Below are 15,555 nucleotides of genomic sequence, written 5' to 3'. Positions count from 1 at the left end.
ATGAATCTGACCCTGAACCGCGAGATGCTCGCCGTGCTGGACGCGTTGGAATCCGATGACCGCTGCGCGGTCGTGGTTCTGATCGTTTTTGGGGAGGCGTTCTCGGCCGGGATAGCTTCCGCAACTTCGAACTGGCACGAACCGATGCGTCGATCGCGACGTACTACAACGGCCAGTCCGGTTCTTACTGTCTTGCGCGGTGCCAGCGATGGTTCGCGGCTGGAGTTCAGGCCGGCGCCTACCGCGCAGCCCTGGACTACGTCACACAACGCGAGCAGTTCGGTCGGCCGATAGCTGGTCTCCAGCTCGTGCAGGAGAAGCTCGTGAAAATATACAGCAACCTCACAGCATCTCTCGGAATGGTCGTACGGCTTCCCAACCCGAAGACGAAGGTGTCTTCCGCGACCAGGATTCCGCTGGCGAAGGCATGGGCGTGCGCGAGATTGCGTGAATCCGTCGCTGCGGCTCGTGAGGTCGTCGGGGGGAAATGGGGTCCTGCTCACCTTCGAGGGAACCAACGAGATCAGCACCCTGATCGTCGGTCGCGCCATTACGGGGCAGAGCGCATTTACCCGCTGACGCGGAATCTGAAAGTAAAGCACCCTGCGGCCGCCCGGCACCGGACCTTAGACGATGTTCGATTCCTCCGACGGGATCTTCGGTCACCGCATGGTCCGCACCAAACTCGCCGCCACGGGTCTGGAGATTTCCGTGGGCACGGTGGCCGCCATCATGGCGGAGAACGGCTGGACGGCCAGGCGGATGCGCGGCTTCAAACGCACGACCAACCCCTCGGACCCGGACAAGGTCTTCGCCGACCTCATCGGCCGGGACTAGAGAACGCGGTTGTCGCGATACCGTGCATTTGGTCAACCGCCACTTAGATCGTACTAAACTTCGCAAAGTATCGACAGATCGATGCTCGCCGCACTATTGTGGTTGCATCACCGACAGCGAGGCCCTTGCCACGGCAGCATCTGTCCCCCACATTCGTGCACGTCCACGCAGGAGCTGACCAACATGACCATTCCCGACACCGAAGAAGCAGTGATCGACGCCGGCCAGTTTCGGCAGATCCTCGGCCAGTACCCCACCGGGGTCGTGGTGGTCGCGGCGCTGGGCCACGACGGCGAGGCAATCGGGATGACGGTCGGATCGTTCACCTCGGTCTCGCTCGACCCGCCGCTCGTGGCATTTCTACCTGACAAGGCGTCCTCGTCTTGGCGGGCGCTGCGCGAGTCGGGACAAGACTTCTGCATCAACGTGCTGGGCAACCACCAGGAGGAGGTCTGCCGACTCGTCGCGACGCGCAAGGTCGACAAATTTGCAGGAATTCCGTGGCACCCATCCGAGCATGGGCTGCCGGTCATCGATGGCTGCGTCGCCTCGATCGACTGTGTCGTCCGGGACGTCATCGATGCCGGTGACCACCATATCGTCATCGGTCGCGTCCGGAGCCTGGCGATGGAGAATCCGACCGAACCGCTGCTGTTCTTTCGCGGGGGATACGGGTCATTTACCCCGCTGTCCCTCATGGCCGGTGACGCTGATCTCGTCGACCACCTAGCGATGGTCGACCTGGTCCGCGGTCTGATGGAAGACCTTGCCCACGACTTCGACACGCAGGTCACCACAATCTCGCTCGTGCGCAACGAGCTGGTCCTGACGGCCGCGGCAGGAAGCTCCGAGACAATGGTCGCGCCGACCCGGGTGGGACAGAGGCTGCCGTTCATGCCGCCCGTCGGCAGCGTCTTCGTCGCCTACGGCGATGACCAGGTGGCGAAGACCTGGCTCAGCGGCATGAGGGCCGACGTTTCTCCCCAGCGGCGCGAATACTACGAAAGTCTAACGGCCCGCGTCCGCCGGCAGGGGTTCAGCTTGGCCGTAGGCCACGAAAACCTTCTCGCGATGGAGCGATACGCGTCGAAGGTCAATGCCGGCGACCCCCAGGCCAGCCCGGCCTCCCTGAAGGAGGTCATGCAGGTCATCGAGGACGGCTACAACCCGCCCCAGCTTGACCCACGTCATACCTACGAGTTCCACCTCGCCTCAGCGCCAGTGTTCACCCCGCACGGAACGGTCGCCTTCACACTCAACATTTTCGGTCCGTCCCGGATGCTGAGCATGAGTGACATCGACCGCTACGTCGACGCTGTCAAGAAGACGGCCGAAAAGGCCACGGCAGCTATCGCAGGCCATCTCGGGTCCCACTGAAAAACCCGTACGATGCGTGACTCTCGTCCGAGAGGTCAGGCATGAGAGAAGGAGTTCAACTATGCCCACAACCGTCACGACGGCACTCGACGAGATGCTGAAGAACGCGCGCGCCCTGCGCCCCGCGCTGCGCTCTCGCCGCGCCGAAACAGACCAGCTGAGGCGGCTTCCGCAAGCTTCCGTCGAAGATATCCTCCAGCTCGGCATTGTCGGCGTCACGACTCCCGTCGAGCTGGGTGGCAGTGACCTCGGAGCGTCGGCCGTTTTCGAGGTGGGAAAGGAGTTGGCGCAGGGGTGCGCGGCGACGGCGTGGATCGGTGGCAACTGGGCCGTGCACAGCACGCTGGCGGCCATGTTCTCGCAGGAGGCTCAGGGTGAGCTCTTCACGGATGGCCGGCTGCCGTTGATCGCCACGGCGTTCAGCCCTCTGCGCGCCAAGACCGAACTCGTCAACGGAGGCGCACGCGTCTCGGGCCAGTGGGACTTCGCCAGCGGCATCTTGCACTCGGATTGGGTCGTCGTGCAAGCCATGACGGACACGGGTCCGCTCGCTCATCTCGTTCCGGTCGCAGACATTGAGGTCATCGAGACGTGGAGGACTAACGGACTGCGCGGCAGCGGCAGCAACGACGTTACCGCGAAAGAGCTGTTCGTGCCGGAGCATCGTCTCCTCAACCTCACGCAGGTGGGTGACGGCAACTCGATGGGCGCCGACAAGTACGGCACAACGACCCTGCGTCTTCCGCTGGCGCAGATCTTCAGCGCCGGGATCCTGGCTGCCCTCGTGGGCTGCTCGCTCGCGGCTATTGACGCCTTTACCGAACGCACGTCGGGCAACGTGGGTGGGCTGTCGGGACTCACGGTGGCGACCCGACCCGAGGTGCAGCTCAAGCTTGGTCGGGCGGCCGCAGACGTCGACGGAGTGCTGGCGACTGTGCGATCGACGTACGCGGAGATGGATGCCGCGGCGACCGCGGGCGAGGTCCTGACGGTGGGGGAGCGTGTCAGGTGGCGGCGCAACATCGCGTGGGCCGCGCAACTGGCGACCGGCGTGCTGACGGGGCTCTACGAGGTCGGTGGTGCGCACTCGCTATACGACGGCGACCCGCTCGAGCAGGTATTCCGCGACGGGATCACGGCCTCGCACCACTTCGCGTTCGGGTGGGATCAGCTCTACGTCGGGTCCGGCAAGGCAATGCTAGGTGAGGAGCCCGGCATCGTTATGATTTAAGGCGGCTCCTCGAAATCACTGGCTGCGGTCGTGCCTCTGAGTCACACCAACGAAGCGCCGGGAGGCGGCGGTCTTGCCACTTTCCCGGCGCCGCGCACGATCTGGAGTCTCTCTGCGATCACCTTCGGGTCGCTGACCGGTTGGCCTTGCCCCCGGTTGGTGGATACGCGGTTATGCGGCTAGTTGAACTTGGCGCGCTAGTTGAGTATTGCAGTTCGAAGTCGATGGGTGTGACGTTCCCGATCTGGGAGTGCCGGCGGCGGTTGTAGCGATCCTCGATCCATGCACCGACCTCACCGGGGGCCAGGCCCGAGGTGCGTTCGATCCGGTGAATGATCGCAAGGCGAAGCTCGTCCCTCGTCGCCAACGAGCGCTGGTTCAGGACGTTCTTCTGCAGGAGCGCGAAGAACGATTCCATCGCATCATTGTCACTTTTGTAGATCTTATTTTTTGTCGCCTACTGCGGCGCTCACGATGATCTGGAGGAACCCTTATGGGTCGCGTTTCGGGCAAGGTTGTAATCGTCACTGGTGGAGCTCGTGGAATTGGAGGTGAGACGGTGCGGCTTCTCGCCGCCGAAGGGGCGAATGTCGTCATCGCTGACCTGCTCGATGTCGAGGGCAAGAAGCTCGCAGATGAACTTGGTGACGCTGTCACCTTCGTTCATCACGATGTCACGGATCGGGAATCCTGGAAGCGGGCTGTAGCCGTCGCCCGAGACAACTTTAGCGGGCTCGATGTGCTCGTAAACAATGCCGGCATTGACAATATGCGAGTCCCTCTCAACGAGGTCTCGCCCGAGGAATGGCAACGCGTTCTCAGCGTGAACGTGACCGGTGTGTTCAACGGCATTCAAGCGGCGATCCCGTTGCTGAGCGAGTCAACCAAGAAGCCGTCGATCGTCAACATCTCGTCGACGGCTGGCCTCAAGGGGTATGCGGAAGCTGCGGCCTACGTGACGTCGAAGTTCGCGGTGCGAGGCCTGACGAAAGCAGCCGCTCTCGACTTCGGCCCACGGGGTGTCCGGGTGAACTCCGTGCATCCGGGGTTTATTGCCACGAGTATGACCGAAGGACTCACAGACGACGACGTGAAGAATAGTCCTCTTGGGCGTCTCGGTACGACATCCGAGATCGCTGCGCTCGTTGTCTTCCTCGCCAGCGACGAGTCCTCCTTCTCCACTGGGGCAGAGTTCGTCGCCGACGGTGGAGAGGTCGTGGGCACAATTCCCTCATGACGGGCGATCTGTTGTCTTAACGAGGAGAGCAGTGAAGTCGAGGACCCGCGGTCTGCCCCCTGCGCTCGACGGTCCCGCGAGGCGGCTCCGACGACATGCAGCCGCGGTCGGCCCCCGAACCCACCATGCCGGATGTCGTAAGTCGGCAAAGTTAAAGCAAGCGGTAAATCCGCACACGAAGGAGTGAATATGAGTCGGACATACGTGGTGACTGGAGCGGCGGCGGGTATCGGCCGCGCGACAGCGGAGCTCATGAAGTCGCGCGGAGGGAAAGTCATCGGCGTCGATTTGGCAGGTTCAGACGTCACTGCAGACTTGTCGACCGAGGCAGGCTGCTCGGCAATGGTCGAGGCAGTTTCTGATCTGTCTGGCGGCACCATCGACGCTGTCGTTGCAATCGCCGGGGTGATGGGCAACACCCCTCTCGTTGCCCGCGTCAACTACTTCGGCGCAATCCGCACGCTCACCGGGCTTCGACCCCTCCTGGCCCGTTCTGCTGCCCCGCGCGCCGCTGCGGTCTCGTCAATGGCGTCACTTCATGAGGTGGATCAGCCGTTGCTCGACGCGCTAGCAGCCGAGGACGAGGAGGGTGCGATCGTGCGCGCAAAGCAGATCGCTTCTCCCGGCCCACTCGACATCCTGACCTACGCTACATCGAAACGCGCGCTTGCCCTCTGGATCCGCCGGAACAGCCCTACGGCAGACTGGGCGGGTGCCGGCATCCCCCTGAACGCGATCGCTCCTGGTGTCATCCGCACCGCCATGACGGCTTCCTTCTTCACGGACGTCGGACGCCACATTCTCGACGACGTCCCGATGCCGCTGAACGGTCCTGCCGATCCGATTGTCGCTGCACGGCTCCTTGCATGGATCACGAGCGAAGAGAATAGCCACGTCACTGGTCAGGTGATCTTTCAGGATGGTGGCAGTGACGCCATCATCCGCGGCGATTCCGTGTGGTGATACACGGCCATTCCTGCGATTGAGCCACCCCGACGGCGGGCCATCGCAGCGGACTATCCTTGTGGGGCTCGTTTAAGATGGGCTAGTCCCGATATCAGTGCGACCTTTCTGGATTTTCGAAAAAATACCACCCTGGGCCTGACGGCGCGAGGGTCTCGGCGAGGAACTCCACAGGCCTCCTCCGGAGCGATGGGCTAACGTGGCCGGCCCGGTTGTACGCCGGTGCCTCGACAAAGGTCGAGACGATGAAGATCCGATTCGATAGGACTGGGTCAATGTCGGCGAGCACCGCACTGCTCGCACGGGCTCCGATGATGAGACAGACGAAGGCGCGGTTTCCCGTACCCTGCAGGTGGTTGTAGATCTCGGCGAAAAGTTTGGCACGAAGCGTAGTCTTCGCCGGTATGGGCCCGGATGGGCGTCACAACTTGCTTGCTCCGCCGCCGCAAGGATCAGTTTCTCAAGTGTCGGCCAACGCAGATACACGCTGCCATTGGATACTCCTACAAGGCGAGCGAGGCGAAATGTCCTCGTCTCGCGGGTCGCCCAGGCGGCCGTTCGTCGCCCGGGCGCCGGTGTGTTCGCCATCGCTTCGCCTCCACCGCGTCGAGAGGGGTCCAATCGGGGCTGGACCGCATCCCCGCAGCACTTCGGAGCCGAGTACGCATCTCAATGGCGAAATCGTTTCGATTGATTTAGAAATGTAGTAGTATCACGGTGAGATACGTCCCCGGCGACGACGCCGTTGGGACGGATCGGCTCGCGCGAAGTGAGGAGGGTCGCAGAGTTCGAGCGACATTGATCCTCCTGGACCCGAGCCCGTCCGTTTTCCTCTGGGGCCTTAAGAGCAAAGGAGCTCATTCATGAAGAAATACCTGGTCGGCGCGATTGCGCTGATGCTGGTGCTGACAGCTTCAGGCTGCACCACCAAAACGACAGTCGACGGGGCCGGGGGGCCGTCGTCCGGGGGTGACTCCGCGGCGGCTAAGACCGCAGCGGCCTTCATCGCGAAAGCGGAGGCCCCGGTCAAAATGGTCAGTCCGGCTGGTCCAAACTTCACTCCGAAGCCAGGCAAGGTCATCGGGGTCTTGTCTTGTGGCGAAGCCTCGGCGCCATGTGCGCGAATCAGCGCTGCCGAGATCAAGGCGATCAAGGCGCTGGGTTACGATTACGTGCTCGCTGACGGCCAGCTCGCCCCGCCTGGCCTCGCTGCGGGCATGATGACCTTGATTGAGCGACGCGTCGACGTGATCATCTCCGACTTTGCATCGGATGCCGTCATTCCGGTGGCTGTGGCTGCGGCCCATGCCGCGGGGATCCCGATCGTATGTGCGAACTGTCAGAACAGCGCACTCCCGCCTGTAGACAATCCGTCGACCGTCAATGTCAACATCGACGCAGACATGCAGGGTCAGCAGATGGGCAACTTTGCACTTGCCAAATCGGGCGGTGCGGTCAAGGCAGTCGCGTTCACGATGACGCCGTTCCCCGCGTTGTCGGTTCGGGCGAAAAAGGCGATCGAGCTCATCAAGGGCTGCGGGGGCTGCGAGGTGCTCAAAGTCGAAGAGATCCCGAGTGTCCCTGAGCAGCAGCAGCGGATTCGCGAGATGGTGGCCGCTGACCTGCAGCGTTACGGGCCCGGTGAGCTCAACTACATCATCATGGCCGCGGACTATCCCGGCATGGGCGCCATTCAGGCCATCCAGGCCGCCGGTCGTGACGATGTCAAGGTCGTTTCATCCGAGTGCGAACTGGAGAACATCGACGTGATCCGTGCTGGCGGCCCGCAGGTCATGTGCGCCAACGGCGCGCTCGAGTGGTCCGGCTGGGCCGCCGTTGACGCTGCGGCGCGAGTACTCGCGGGGCAGAAACCGACCGACGTCGTGATCCCGATTCAGCTGGTCAGTGCGACCGCCAACCTCCCAGGGGCCGGGCAGTTCGCGGCCGGTCCTGACTATCGAGCGGAGTATCTCCGTCAGTGGGGACTCCACTGATCTCAGCGAGCAAGTCCGGTGGGTGCGTCGAGATTCGACTTCGGCGCCCCCACCTTCCATCGCTGGCAAGACTATTGAACAAGACCGGGAGATTGTAATGGAGAACACGCAGCCCGCTCTGGAGGTCCAGGGCATCGTCAAGAGTTTCGGGGCGAATCGCGCGCTTGAAGGTGTCAGTTTTCGAGTCGAGCATGGCAAGATCCACGCTCTGCTCGGAGCGAACGGTGCCGGCAAGTCCACGCTGATCAAGATCCTTTCGGGGATCCACGCTCCGGATCACGGAACAGTGGTCATCGGCCCTGAGGCAGACGCTCGGCCGGGCAAGTTGAGCGTCGTACACCAGGACCTCGGGCTGGTTGATGCCCTCAGCATCCGAGAGAACCTTGCACTGGGCCGCCCGGGGCAGCGGATGGCAGGTTTCTTGCTTGATCATGCCGCGGAGCGTCGTGAGACGGTAGTTCAGCTCCTTCGGGTTGATCTCGATCTCGATCCTGAGCGATCGGTCGGCACGCTCACGTTGGGTGAGAAGACGCTCGTCGCAATCGCGAAGACGTTTGCCGATGAGGCCTCTGTCATCCTGCTCGATGAGGTGACCGCCGCGCTCACCCGAGCAGAGAGCGACTGGCTGCTTCGAGAGGTCCGTCAATACGTGGATCGAGGTGGGGCCGCAGTGCTGGTGTCGCACCGGCTGCACGAGGTCGTAGAGCATTGCGATCGCGTCACATTGCTCAAACAGGGCCGTGTCGCCTTTGACGGAACGACGCCAAGTCTCGGTGAACTTCATGACCTTCTCGTTTCGCAGGGCTCAGAGTATCACCGAGTGGCGAGGCCCCCAGGCCGACCGACGATCCAGCTTTCGGCGGCCGTTGGGGCGGGCGTTGGCCCGATTAATCTAGAGGTCCATGCCGGTGAGGTCGTCGCGCTTGTCGGCCCGCTCTCGTCCGGTCTGTACAGGATCGGACATCTCATCGCCGGTCGGGAGAAGCTCGAATCGGGGACGATTGCAACGGCGAACGCTGACGGCAAGCGTGGCACTGTCGCCTTTGTCCCGGAAGACCGCCGATCGCAGGCTGTTCTCTCCGGGCTTGACGTGCGCAGCAACACGACGGTCGGAGGGCTCGTTTCGGTTTCTCGTCTGGGAGTTGTGAACAACCGTCGTGAGCGCGACGCCGCTTCAGACGCGATCACGAGGCTGAAGGTTCATCCACTTGATCAGCGCTACCCGATTCTTGGACTCAGCGGTGGCAATCAGCAAAAGGTCGTGATGGCGAGGGCGCGGCTCCGTGCGCCTGACGTCTTTGTGATGTGTGAGCCGACTCGAGGTGTCGACGTTGCGACGCGCGTGGCACTCTATGAATTCATTGATGAGGTGAGCGCTGAGGGCGCTGCTGTGATCGTTTTGACGATTGACGCCGACGACGCGCTTGCCGTGGCGGACCGAGTCGCGCTAGTTCGTGACGGACGCATCGCATCCATTCTGGCTCGCGACGAACTTTCGGCCGAGCGACTGCTTGAGGAGGCACTGTGAACGAGAAGGCCGCACTCGTATCAACCGATCCAGCAAAGGAGGCGTCTGTCGCGCGATCCCGCGGATTCCGGGAGTGGATCCCCATCGACGGATATGCGGCAGTCCTTTTCTTCGTCGCGTTCTTCATCGTCGTCGCAGTGCTCGAAGGTCAGTCCTTTGCCTCGTGGACGAACATCTCCCTCGTGCTGGGACAGAATGCATACATCGTGTTCGCAGCACTCGGCGTGACAATCACCTTAATCGCAGGTCAGTTCGACCTCTCTATTGGGCCTGTTCTCGGTTTCTCCGCTCTTCTCGTCGCCGACCTCACGGCAAACCGCGGCGTCTCAACACCGATCGCGATCCTAGTCGTGATCGTCGTCGCGGCCGTCATCGGACTGGTGAACGGGGTCCTCGTCGTCGGCGCGCAGGTGAGCGCCTTCATCACGACCCTCGCGACCGGCGGTGCCGTGAGCGGTGTCGCCTTGATCCTTTCCAACTCCGCGGTTGTGTACTCGGGGGTGTCTCCCGAACTCATCCAACTGGGCGCTGGGCGGGTCCTTGGCATCTCGGTGCTCTTCTGGATCGCGCTCGTCATGGTGGGGACAGCGTGGCTACTGACGCGTCAAACCGTCCAGGGGCGCGAATGGTTTGCGATGGGAGCCAACGCGGAGGGAGCGCGTCTCGCTGGGGTCAGGGTCGGCCGGGGGACTGTGCTTGCATTCGTTGTCGGTGCTGTAATCGCCGGATTTGGCGGCGTTCTGTTGACCGGGCTGCTTGGCTCTGCCTCCCCGTCGACCGGTCCCGGGCTGCTTCTGCCGGCTTTCGCCGCGGCCTTCCTCGGCTCCTCGATTCTGTCGGACGGGCGTTTCACGGTCGTCGGCACCTTCGTCGCGACCTTTCTCGTCGCCATCGCAGGATCTGGGCTCGACTCACTTGGTATTCCTGCGGGAGCGAAGCCGGTATTCACGGCGGTCGTCCTAATCGGCGCGGTTTGGCTCACGACCGCGATCCGTCGTCGTGGGGGAAGCCGGCGGAGGCCCGCGAGAACCTGACCACGCGCTCGGGGTGACGACCACGCGTTACGAAAATGGAAGGACACAAAATGGCTCCAACTGTTTATACCATTGATGCGGTTTCCACAGGAACTGGACGGGACGGGCGCGTCCGTACGACCGACGGACAGCTTGCCTTCGACATGGCGTTGCCAAAGGCAATGGGTGGCTCGGGCGAAGGCGTCAACCCGGAGCAGCTGTTCGCCGCGGGGTATGCCGTCTGTTTCCATTCCGCGATGCTCGCGGTCAACCGGGGCCGAGGGCATGACCTGACACAGTCTGCTGTACGGGCTCGGGTCGCGATCAGTTCTGACGGACAGGGCGGGTACGAGCTCGCGGTCGACCTGCTTGTCGTTCTCCCGGGCCTGGAAAACGAGCAGGCAACCGACCTCGCACAAGCAGCGCACGCGATCTGCCCGTACTCGAAGGCAACCCGCGGAAACATCTCGGTGACCGTCGGCGCAACCGGGTCGATGTCGGCGGCGATGGATGCCGTGCCGTTACTGCACTATTGACGTTCGGGATCATCTGCGATTTCCGGAATGCCCCGCAAGGGCGCGAGCCGTGGCATCGGCGTTATGCGGAGATTCTGGATCGGATCGCGTGGGTGGATTGGGACCCCCATGCGAAAGGGAGGGCCTGAGATCTGGATGGGTCGATGCCAGCCCAACTGGCATGGACCGCGCCGCACGCCCGGCGGACGGCTTTAACTGCATCACTGATGTGGAAGCCGCGCTGTGGGCTGAAGCATGAGAGCGGCATGGTCGCCCATTAGATCAGCGACACATGAACCGCACCTACTTCGCGGTCATCGACGAGGATCCCGAGCGCGCCTACCCGCAAGCCGCACCGCACTTCATGCATCTGCTGAACGAATAACTGGCGTGCGGAGCGTTCAGTTCGATGCCGTCGCTTGAGGATCCGGCAGTCGCCCGGCAACTCTTCGTAGGCTCAGGTGCCATGATCGTGGCGGATGCGAAGGGGGCGATTGCGACAATCCATGCGCCAATCGAAAATGGGGCCACCGACATCCAGTTTTTTCGGTCATGCCAGGGGAGTCAGTCGAGCTCGCCAATGAGCGGCCGCGGTGTGTCGCCGAACAGGTGATCACGTTTGTGAAGCCTTCGCGCAAGCCGAGCGCATTGGTTAGACCCCTGATACCTAAGGATTGAGCGCGACGCGACTCGGGGACGCGACATCACTTGTTTCATGTGTGAGAGTGCCATATACTTCGATGGCAGTAGAAGTTTCGTAACGATGCGAAATGCTCGTTGGAGTCTGTGCACGAATGACCCGTAAAGCGCATCGCAGGCGCATTGCTTCCTGCGAACCAACGATGGAAGGACAAGAATGTCAAAGAGGCGGATGGAATTCGGTCTGTTCATGCCCCCACAGCACCTGCCGAATCAGAGTGCGACGCGGTTGATCCAGCGTGACCTCGAGCTCATTGAGTTTGCCGATCGCCTCGGGTTCGCCGAGGCCTGGATCGGCGAACACCACACGGGTGGGAGCGAAATCATCGGCCCTTCTGATCTCTTCATCGCAGCAGCCGTCGAGCGCACCAAGCGAATCCGGCTCGGCACCGGAGTCGCGACACTGCCATATCACCACCCGCTAGAGATCGCCGAGCGGGCCGCATTCCTCGACCACCTGTCGTTCGGCCGCACGATGCTAGGCGTTGGACCGGGCTCGCTACCCTCCGATGCACACCAGATCGGATTGGATTGGAGCAAGACTCGTTCTCGCATGATCGAGAGCTTCGAGGCGATCAATGAGCTGTTGACGACTGAGGGCACGGTCACCCGCGAAACCGATTGGTTCACCCTGAACGACGCCGCGCTGCAGGTCGGGCCGTACTCGGAGCGCCCGAAGTATGTCTTCACGGCGATGGAATCTCCGTTCGGGCCAACCCTTGCGGGCCGCTACGGAGGAGGCCTTCTCTCCTTAAGCGCCACGTCCGCGAAAGGATATGGCGCACTCGGTCAGCATTGGGAGGTCGTCGAGGCCGAGGCTGCAAAATCGGGCACAACCGTCGATCGCGCCGATTGGCGAATTGTGGTCTTCCTTCACGTCGCGCGGACGAAGGACGAAGCGCTCCGCCAGGTTACACCCGGCCTTGGACGCTGGACTGAGATGCTCGGCAGGTCCTCCGAGCGTGTGCTCGGCTGGCTTCAGCCAGATCCCGACGCCCCACCACGGGTCGGCCCACCGAGCACCGAGGATCTGGTCGGCTTCCTTGAGAGCACAAAGATCTCGGTTTTCGGCACTCCGGAGCAGGCGGTTGAGATGATCCAGGGCATCGTGGAACAGACGGGCGGCTTCGGAAAGGTCTTGCTCCACAGTGGCCATGAATGGGCATCGGTGCGCGACACCTATTCCAGCCTCGAACTAATAGCGGCTGAAGTCATGCCGCACTTCGACGGGAGCTTTGATCACATGCTGAGATCGGAAGAGCGGACTATTGTCACCGTCGAAGAGCGTCGAGCAGAGCAGATTCAATCCGTCCAGAAGGCGTCTGAGACCTACAAGCAGGGACTCCAGCGCACGTAACCGATGACACAGAACCGCCGCGGTTCGAGGCAAAGTTACGCTGAAGCCTTCGACCGTTCGAGCAATTTGCGTTGTTTCCTGAGCACGAGCATGTGGACAGACAGCGTAATTGCAAACCGCGCCAACCCAGGTGATTCACCACGCAACAGGACATGGATTGCGGGCTCGATACTGTACGAGCTATTCGTGATTTGGTGGCGAACGAACGCGCATGCACGCTGCAAACACGGGGCTGTTCTCGAACTCCCGGCGGTGCGCTGGAAACCGTCCAAGAACGCTCGCGCGCTCCTCGGAAGACCGAGGTTGCCGAGCAGACGGCAACAGCAGTCGGAGATCATTTGTCCAGCGGGCGGCGCCCTTCCCTCGATGGATTGCCGACCTCGCACCCGGGTCGGATTCTGGCCACCCCGGTGCCGTGAAAGAGCACCCTGCGAGTACGACACATCTAGTAGTAGGGAATCATGCAAAGACGCTCCTCACTCTCAACGACATTTCCGAAGTCCAATTACGTCGACGTCGACGGTGTTCGCACGCATTATCTCGAAGCAGGGGAGGGGCGCCCGGTGGTGCTGCTGCACGCCGGGGAGTTCGGCGCGGCAGCGGAACTCAGCTGGGAGCACACCATCGTTCCCTTAGCGCAGCAGTATCGAGTGATCGCTCCGGACTGGCTCGGCTTTGGGCGCACTGACAAATTGCACGACTTCGTCTCGGGGCACGAGCGCCGTCTGATTCACATGCGACGGTTCCTCGAGATCATGGGGGTCGGCCCCGCAGCATTCATCGGAAATTCGATGGGCGGCCTCATGATCGCTCGCGCAATCGCGAGGGAGACACCACTGTTCGAGGCAGAAGTGGTCGTTATTGTCTCGGCGGGTGGGTTCTCGCCCGACAACGAGTCACGGCGTGTCCTTCTCGACTACGACTGTACCGAGGATGGTATGAAGCGGATGCTTCGTGTGCTCTTCCATAGTCCGAGATTCGCGGCCGATCCCGAGTATCTCCGTCGCCGCTACGAGCTCAGCGTCATCCCAGGGGCATGGGAGTGTGCTGCTGCCGCCAGGCTCAAGTCGCCGGTCACACCGATTCGCTCGGACTTCGGTGTTCCCGACACAACCGAATGGGAACGGATCCGAGTTCCCGTGCTCCTCATCGCCGGCGCGAATGACCCCCTGAAGAAGCCGGGATACACCAAAACACTTGCCGCACGGATGCCTCACGCACGCGAGATCGTGTACCCCGAATGCAGTCACGCACCCAATATCGAGGTTGCGGAGGAGTTCAACACCGACGTGCTCGCCTTTCTCAATGAGCGATACCCACCCCTTCCAGCCAAGAATGGCAAAGACTTGGTGAAAGATGGAAGGGACGACACCTGATAAGTCTCGATCCGGGTTCGATGTCGTCGCATCCGTTGACAGGTAGGAGAACCGGATGGTGCCAACGGTCAAACTCGAGTGGGGTTCGATGGTTTCGGCGAATCCTTACGGTTCCAGTGACGAGCGGCTCCTCCCAGAGCCGCAGCAGATGCCCAATAGTCTGGAGATTCGCCGTAGAAGCAGACTCGTGACGCATGCAGCGATTCCCGTGCGGGTGCCTCTCGTAGCGTGGTCTAAATTCCTGAGGGGTTCTCGTCGTCGTTGACGTTGGATGGTCATCGCGGGATGACCTGTTGTTTCCGGCAAGAAGCAAAGAAGAGATCCCACGATGACTTCAAGCTGCTTCCGCCGTGGGATCCGGAGTCCAAGGGCATGCTCGAGCGGATGAACAGGTTCTTCCGGCACCGCTTTGTGCCGGGCCGGGATTTTCGCTCACCAGCGGATTTCAATGGCCAGCTGGAGGACTGGCTACCCAAGGCCAATCACCGGTACTCGCGGTCCCGCCAGCCGCCCTGATGAGCTGATTGTCCTGGACCGGGAAAGGATGCGGGAGCTGCCGCCAGTGAGCCCTGACGCGGTGTTCCGCAACGCGGTGCGGCTGCCTGCGGGATTACTACGTGCGAGTCTTCTCCAACCGACTATTCCGTGGACCCTTCGTTCATCCTCAATCCGCAAACTCGCCCACATCCTCTAAGACACCACGGAGCCCACCCACCCCGAGCTAATCCCCACCGCCTGAAACCGAATGCAACCACAACATGAACTGCTCCCCGGAAGCTTGAATTCTGGGACTGTCTGAATGAGACAGTCCCTGAATTCTAGGGGTCGTTGCAACGCCCTTGCTTAGCTGGCTATCAGTAAATCACGTAGACGCTCGGCCGGGGTGTCCCAGTCCAGTGTTTTGCGTGGTCGTGCGTTGAGTTCCTGGGGGGACGTGCTCGAGGTCCTCTGGCCCGTAGGCGTTCAGGTCTGTTCCCTTGGGGAAGTACTGGCACAGCAGCCCGTTGGTGTTCTCGTTGGACCCGCGTTGCCAGGGACTGGCGGGGTCGCAGAAGTAGACGTCCATGTCGGTGGCGATGCTGAATGCCTTGTGTTTGGCCATTTCGGCGCTTTGGTCCCAGGTCAGGGATCCCCGCAGGTGCGCCGGCAGGGTGGACATGGTCTTGATCAGCCCGTCACGGACCGATTCGGCCGTATGGCCACCGGCAGGTGCACCAACATCACGCAGCGAGTGCTGCGTTCGACGAGCGTTGCGATGGCGGAGCGTTGGCCGGCGCCGATGATGAGGTCTCCTTCCTTACGTTTTTGTTGTGGGTGATTTCGGAGCTGTCGCAGTGTTTCGATCACCCTCGGGCGGCGGGCATGGCAGAGATCTCCTTGCCGCTTGGACGGCTCACTGGGAATGGCCGCCCGCTGCCCGCCGATGAC

12 protein-coding genes and 3 pseudogenes are annotated in these 15,555 nt (G+C 62.0%); 13 read left to right on the top strand and 2 right to left on the bottom strand.

The genetic code is table 11. From position 1 onward, the window contains the following. From AB0O52_RS22990 to AB0O52_RS22970, 5 genes and pseudogenes are all read left to right on the top strand, one after another. Nucleotides 1-294, top strand: a pseudogene (locus AB0O52_RS22990) (hypothetical protein); the annotation flags it as partial. Next, nucleotides 252-428, top strand: a pseudogene (locus tag AB0O52_RS22985) (acyl-CoA dehydrogenase family protein); the annotation flags it as partial. The pseudogenes AB0O52_RS22990 and AB0O52_RS22985, both read left to right, overlap by 43 nt. 205 nt (nt 429-633) lie before the next feature. Continuing rightward, nucleotides 634-837 (top strand): IS3 family transposase, encoded by a 204-nt coding sequence (locus tag AB0O52_RS22980; protein ID WP_364542857.1) that lies wholly within the window; start codon nt 634-636, stop codon nt 835-837. Between the two features lie 183 nt (nt 838-1,020). After that, nucleotides 1,021-2,214 carry a flavin reductase gene (locus tag AB0O52_RS22975; RefSeq protein WP_364542854.1) on the top strand — a complete coding sequence of 398 codons (1,194 nt, stop codon included), beginning with the start codon at nt 1,021-1,023 and terminating at the stop codon, nt 2,212-2,214. A 61-nt stretch (nt 2,215-2,275) separates the two neighbouring features. Continuing rightward, nucleotides 2,276-3,445 (top strand): acyl-CoA dehydrogenase family protein, encoded by a 1,170-nt coding sequence (locus tag AB0O52_RS22970; protein WP_364542852.1) that lies wholly within the window; start codon nt 2,276-2,278, stop codon nt 3,443-3,445. Between the two features lie 118 nt (nt 3,446-3,563). Here the strand turns inward: AB0O52_RS22970 and AB0O52_RS22965 are convergent, their stop codons facing one another. Further along, complete coding sequence (locus AB0O52_RS22965) at nt 3,564-3,863, bottom strand: hypothetical protein (RefSeq protein ID WP_364542849.1); 300 nt, start codon at nt 3,861-3,863, stop codon at nt 3,564-3,566. A gap of 75 nt (nt 3,864-3,938) precedes the next feature. On the opposite strand from AB0O52_RS22965, the gene AB0O52_RS22960 reads away from it, so the two are divergent. From AB0O52_RS22960 to AB0O52_RS22925, 8 genes are all read left to right on the top strand, one after another. Further along, nucleotides 3,939-4,682, top strand: a complete 744-nt coding sequence (locus AB0O52_RS22960) for a glucose 1-dehydrogenase (RefSeq protein WP_364542846.1) — start codon at nt 3,939-3,941, stop codon at nt 4,680-4,682. Between the two features lie 189 nt (nt 4,683-4,871). Further along, nucleotides 4,872-5,645, top strand: a complete 774-nt coding sequence (locus AB0O52_RS22955) for an SDR family oxidoreductase (RefSeq protein WP_364542843.1) — start codon at nt 4,872-4,874, stop codon at nt 5,643-5,645. Nucleotides 5,646-6,508: 863 nt separating this feature from the next. Beyond that, nucleotides 6,509-7,639: a substrate-binding domain-containing protein gene (locus AB0O52_RS22950; protein WP_364542841.1), complete on the top strand. Its 1,131-nt coding sequence runs from the start codon at nt 6,509-6,511 to the stop codon at nt 7,637-7,639. 97 nt (nt 7,640-7,736) lie between these two features. After that, a complete protein-coding gene (locus tag AB0O52_RS22945) occupies nt 7,737-9,167 on the top strand; it encodes a sugar ABC transporter ATP-binding protein (protein WP_364542838.1) in 1,431 nt (476 codons plus the stop codon). Continuing rightward, on the top strand, nt 9,164-10,201 hold the full coding sequence (locus tag AB0O52_RS22940; RefSeq protein WP_364542835.1) for an ABC transporter permease: 1,038 nt from the start codon (nt 9,164-9,166) through the stop codon (nt 10,199-10,201). Before AB0O52_RS22945 ends, AB0O52_RS22940 begins: the two co-directional genes overlap by 4 nt. Nucleotides 10,202-10,251: 50 nt before the next feature. Continuing rightward, complete coding sequence (locus AB0O52_RS22935) at nt 10,252-10,716, top strand: organic hydroperoxide resistance protein (RefSeq protein ID WP_364542832.1); 465 nt, start codon at nt 10,252-10,254, stop codon at nt 10,714-10,716. Nucleotides 10,717-11,566: 850 nt separating this feature from the next. Then, nucleotides 11,567-12,751 (top strand): LLM class flavin-dependent oxidoreductase, encoded by a 1,185-nt coding sequence (locus AB0O52_RS22930; RefSeq protein ID WP_364542829.1) that lies wholly within the window; start codon nt 11,567-11,569, stop codon nt 12,749-12,751. 461 nt (nt 12,752-13,212) lie between these two features. Continuing rightward, on the top strand, nt 13,213-14,127 hold the full coding sequence (locus AB0O52_RS22925; protein WP_364542827.1) for an alpha/beta hydrolase: 915 nt from the start codon (nt 13,213-13,215) through the stop codon (nt 14,125-14,127). 843 nt (nt 14,128-14,970) lie between these two features. On the opposite strand, the pseudogene AB0O52_RS22920 reads toward AB0O52_RS22925, so the two are convergent. Continuing rightward, nucleotides 14,971-15,423: pseudogene (locus AB0O52_RS22920) on the bottom strand (IS30 family transposase); the annotation flags it as partial. Nucleotides 15,424-15,555 lie beyond the last annotated feature (132 nt).

Origin of the sequence: Arthrobacter sp. NPDC080073 (assembly GCF_040686575.1) — a bacterium.
Lineage (GTDB): Bacteria > Actinomycetota > Actinomycetes > Actinomycetales > Micrococcaceae > Arthrobacter.
This window is presented reverse-complemented; position numbering and strand designations above follow the sequence as displayed.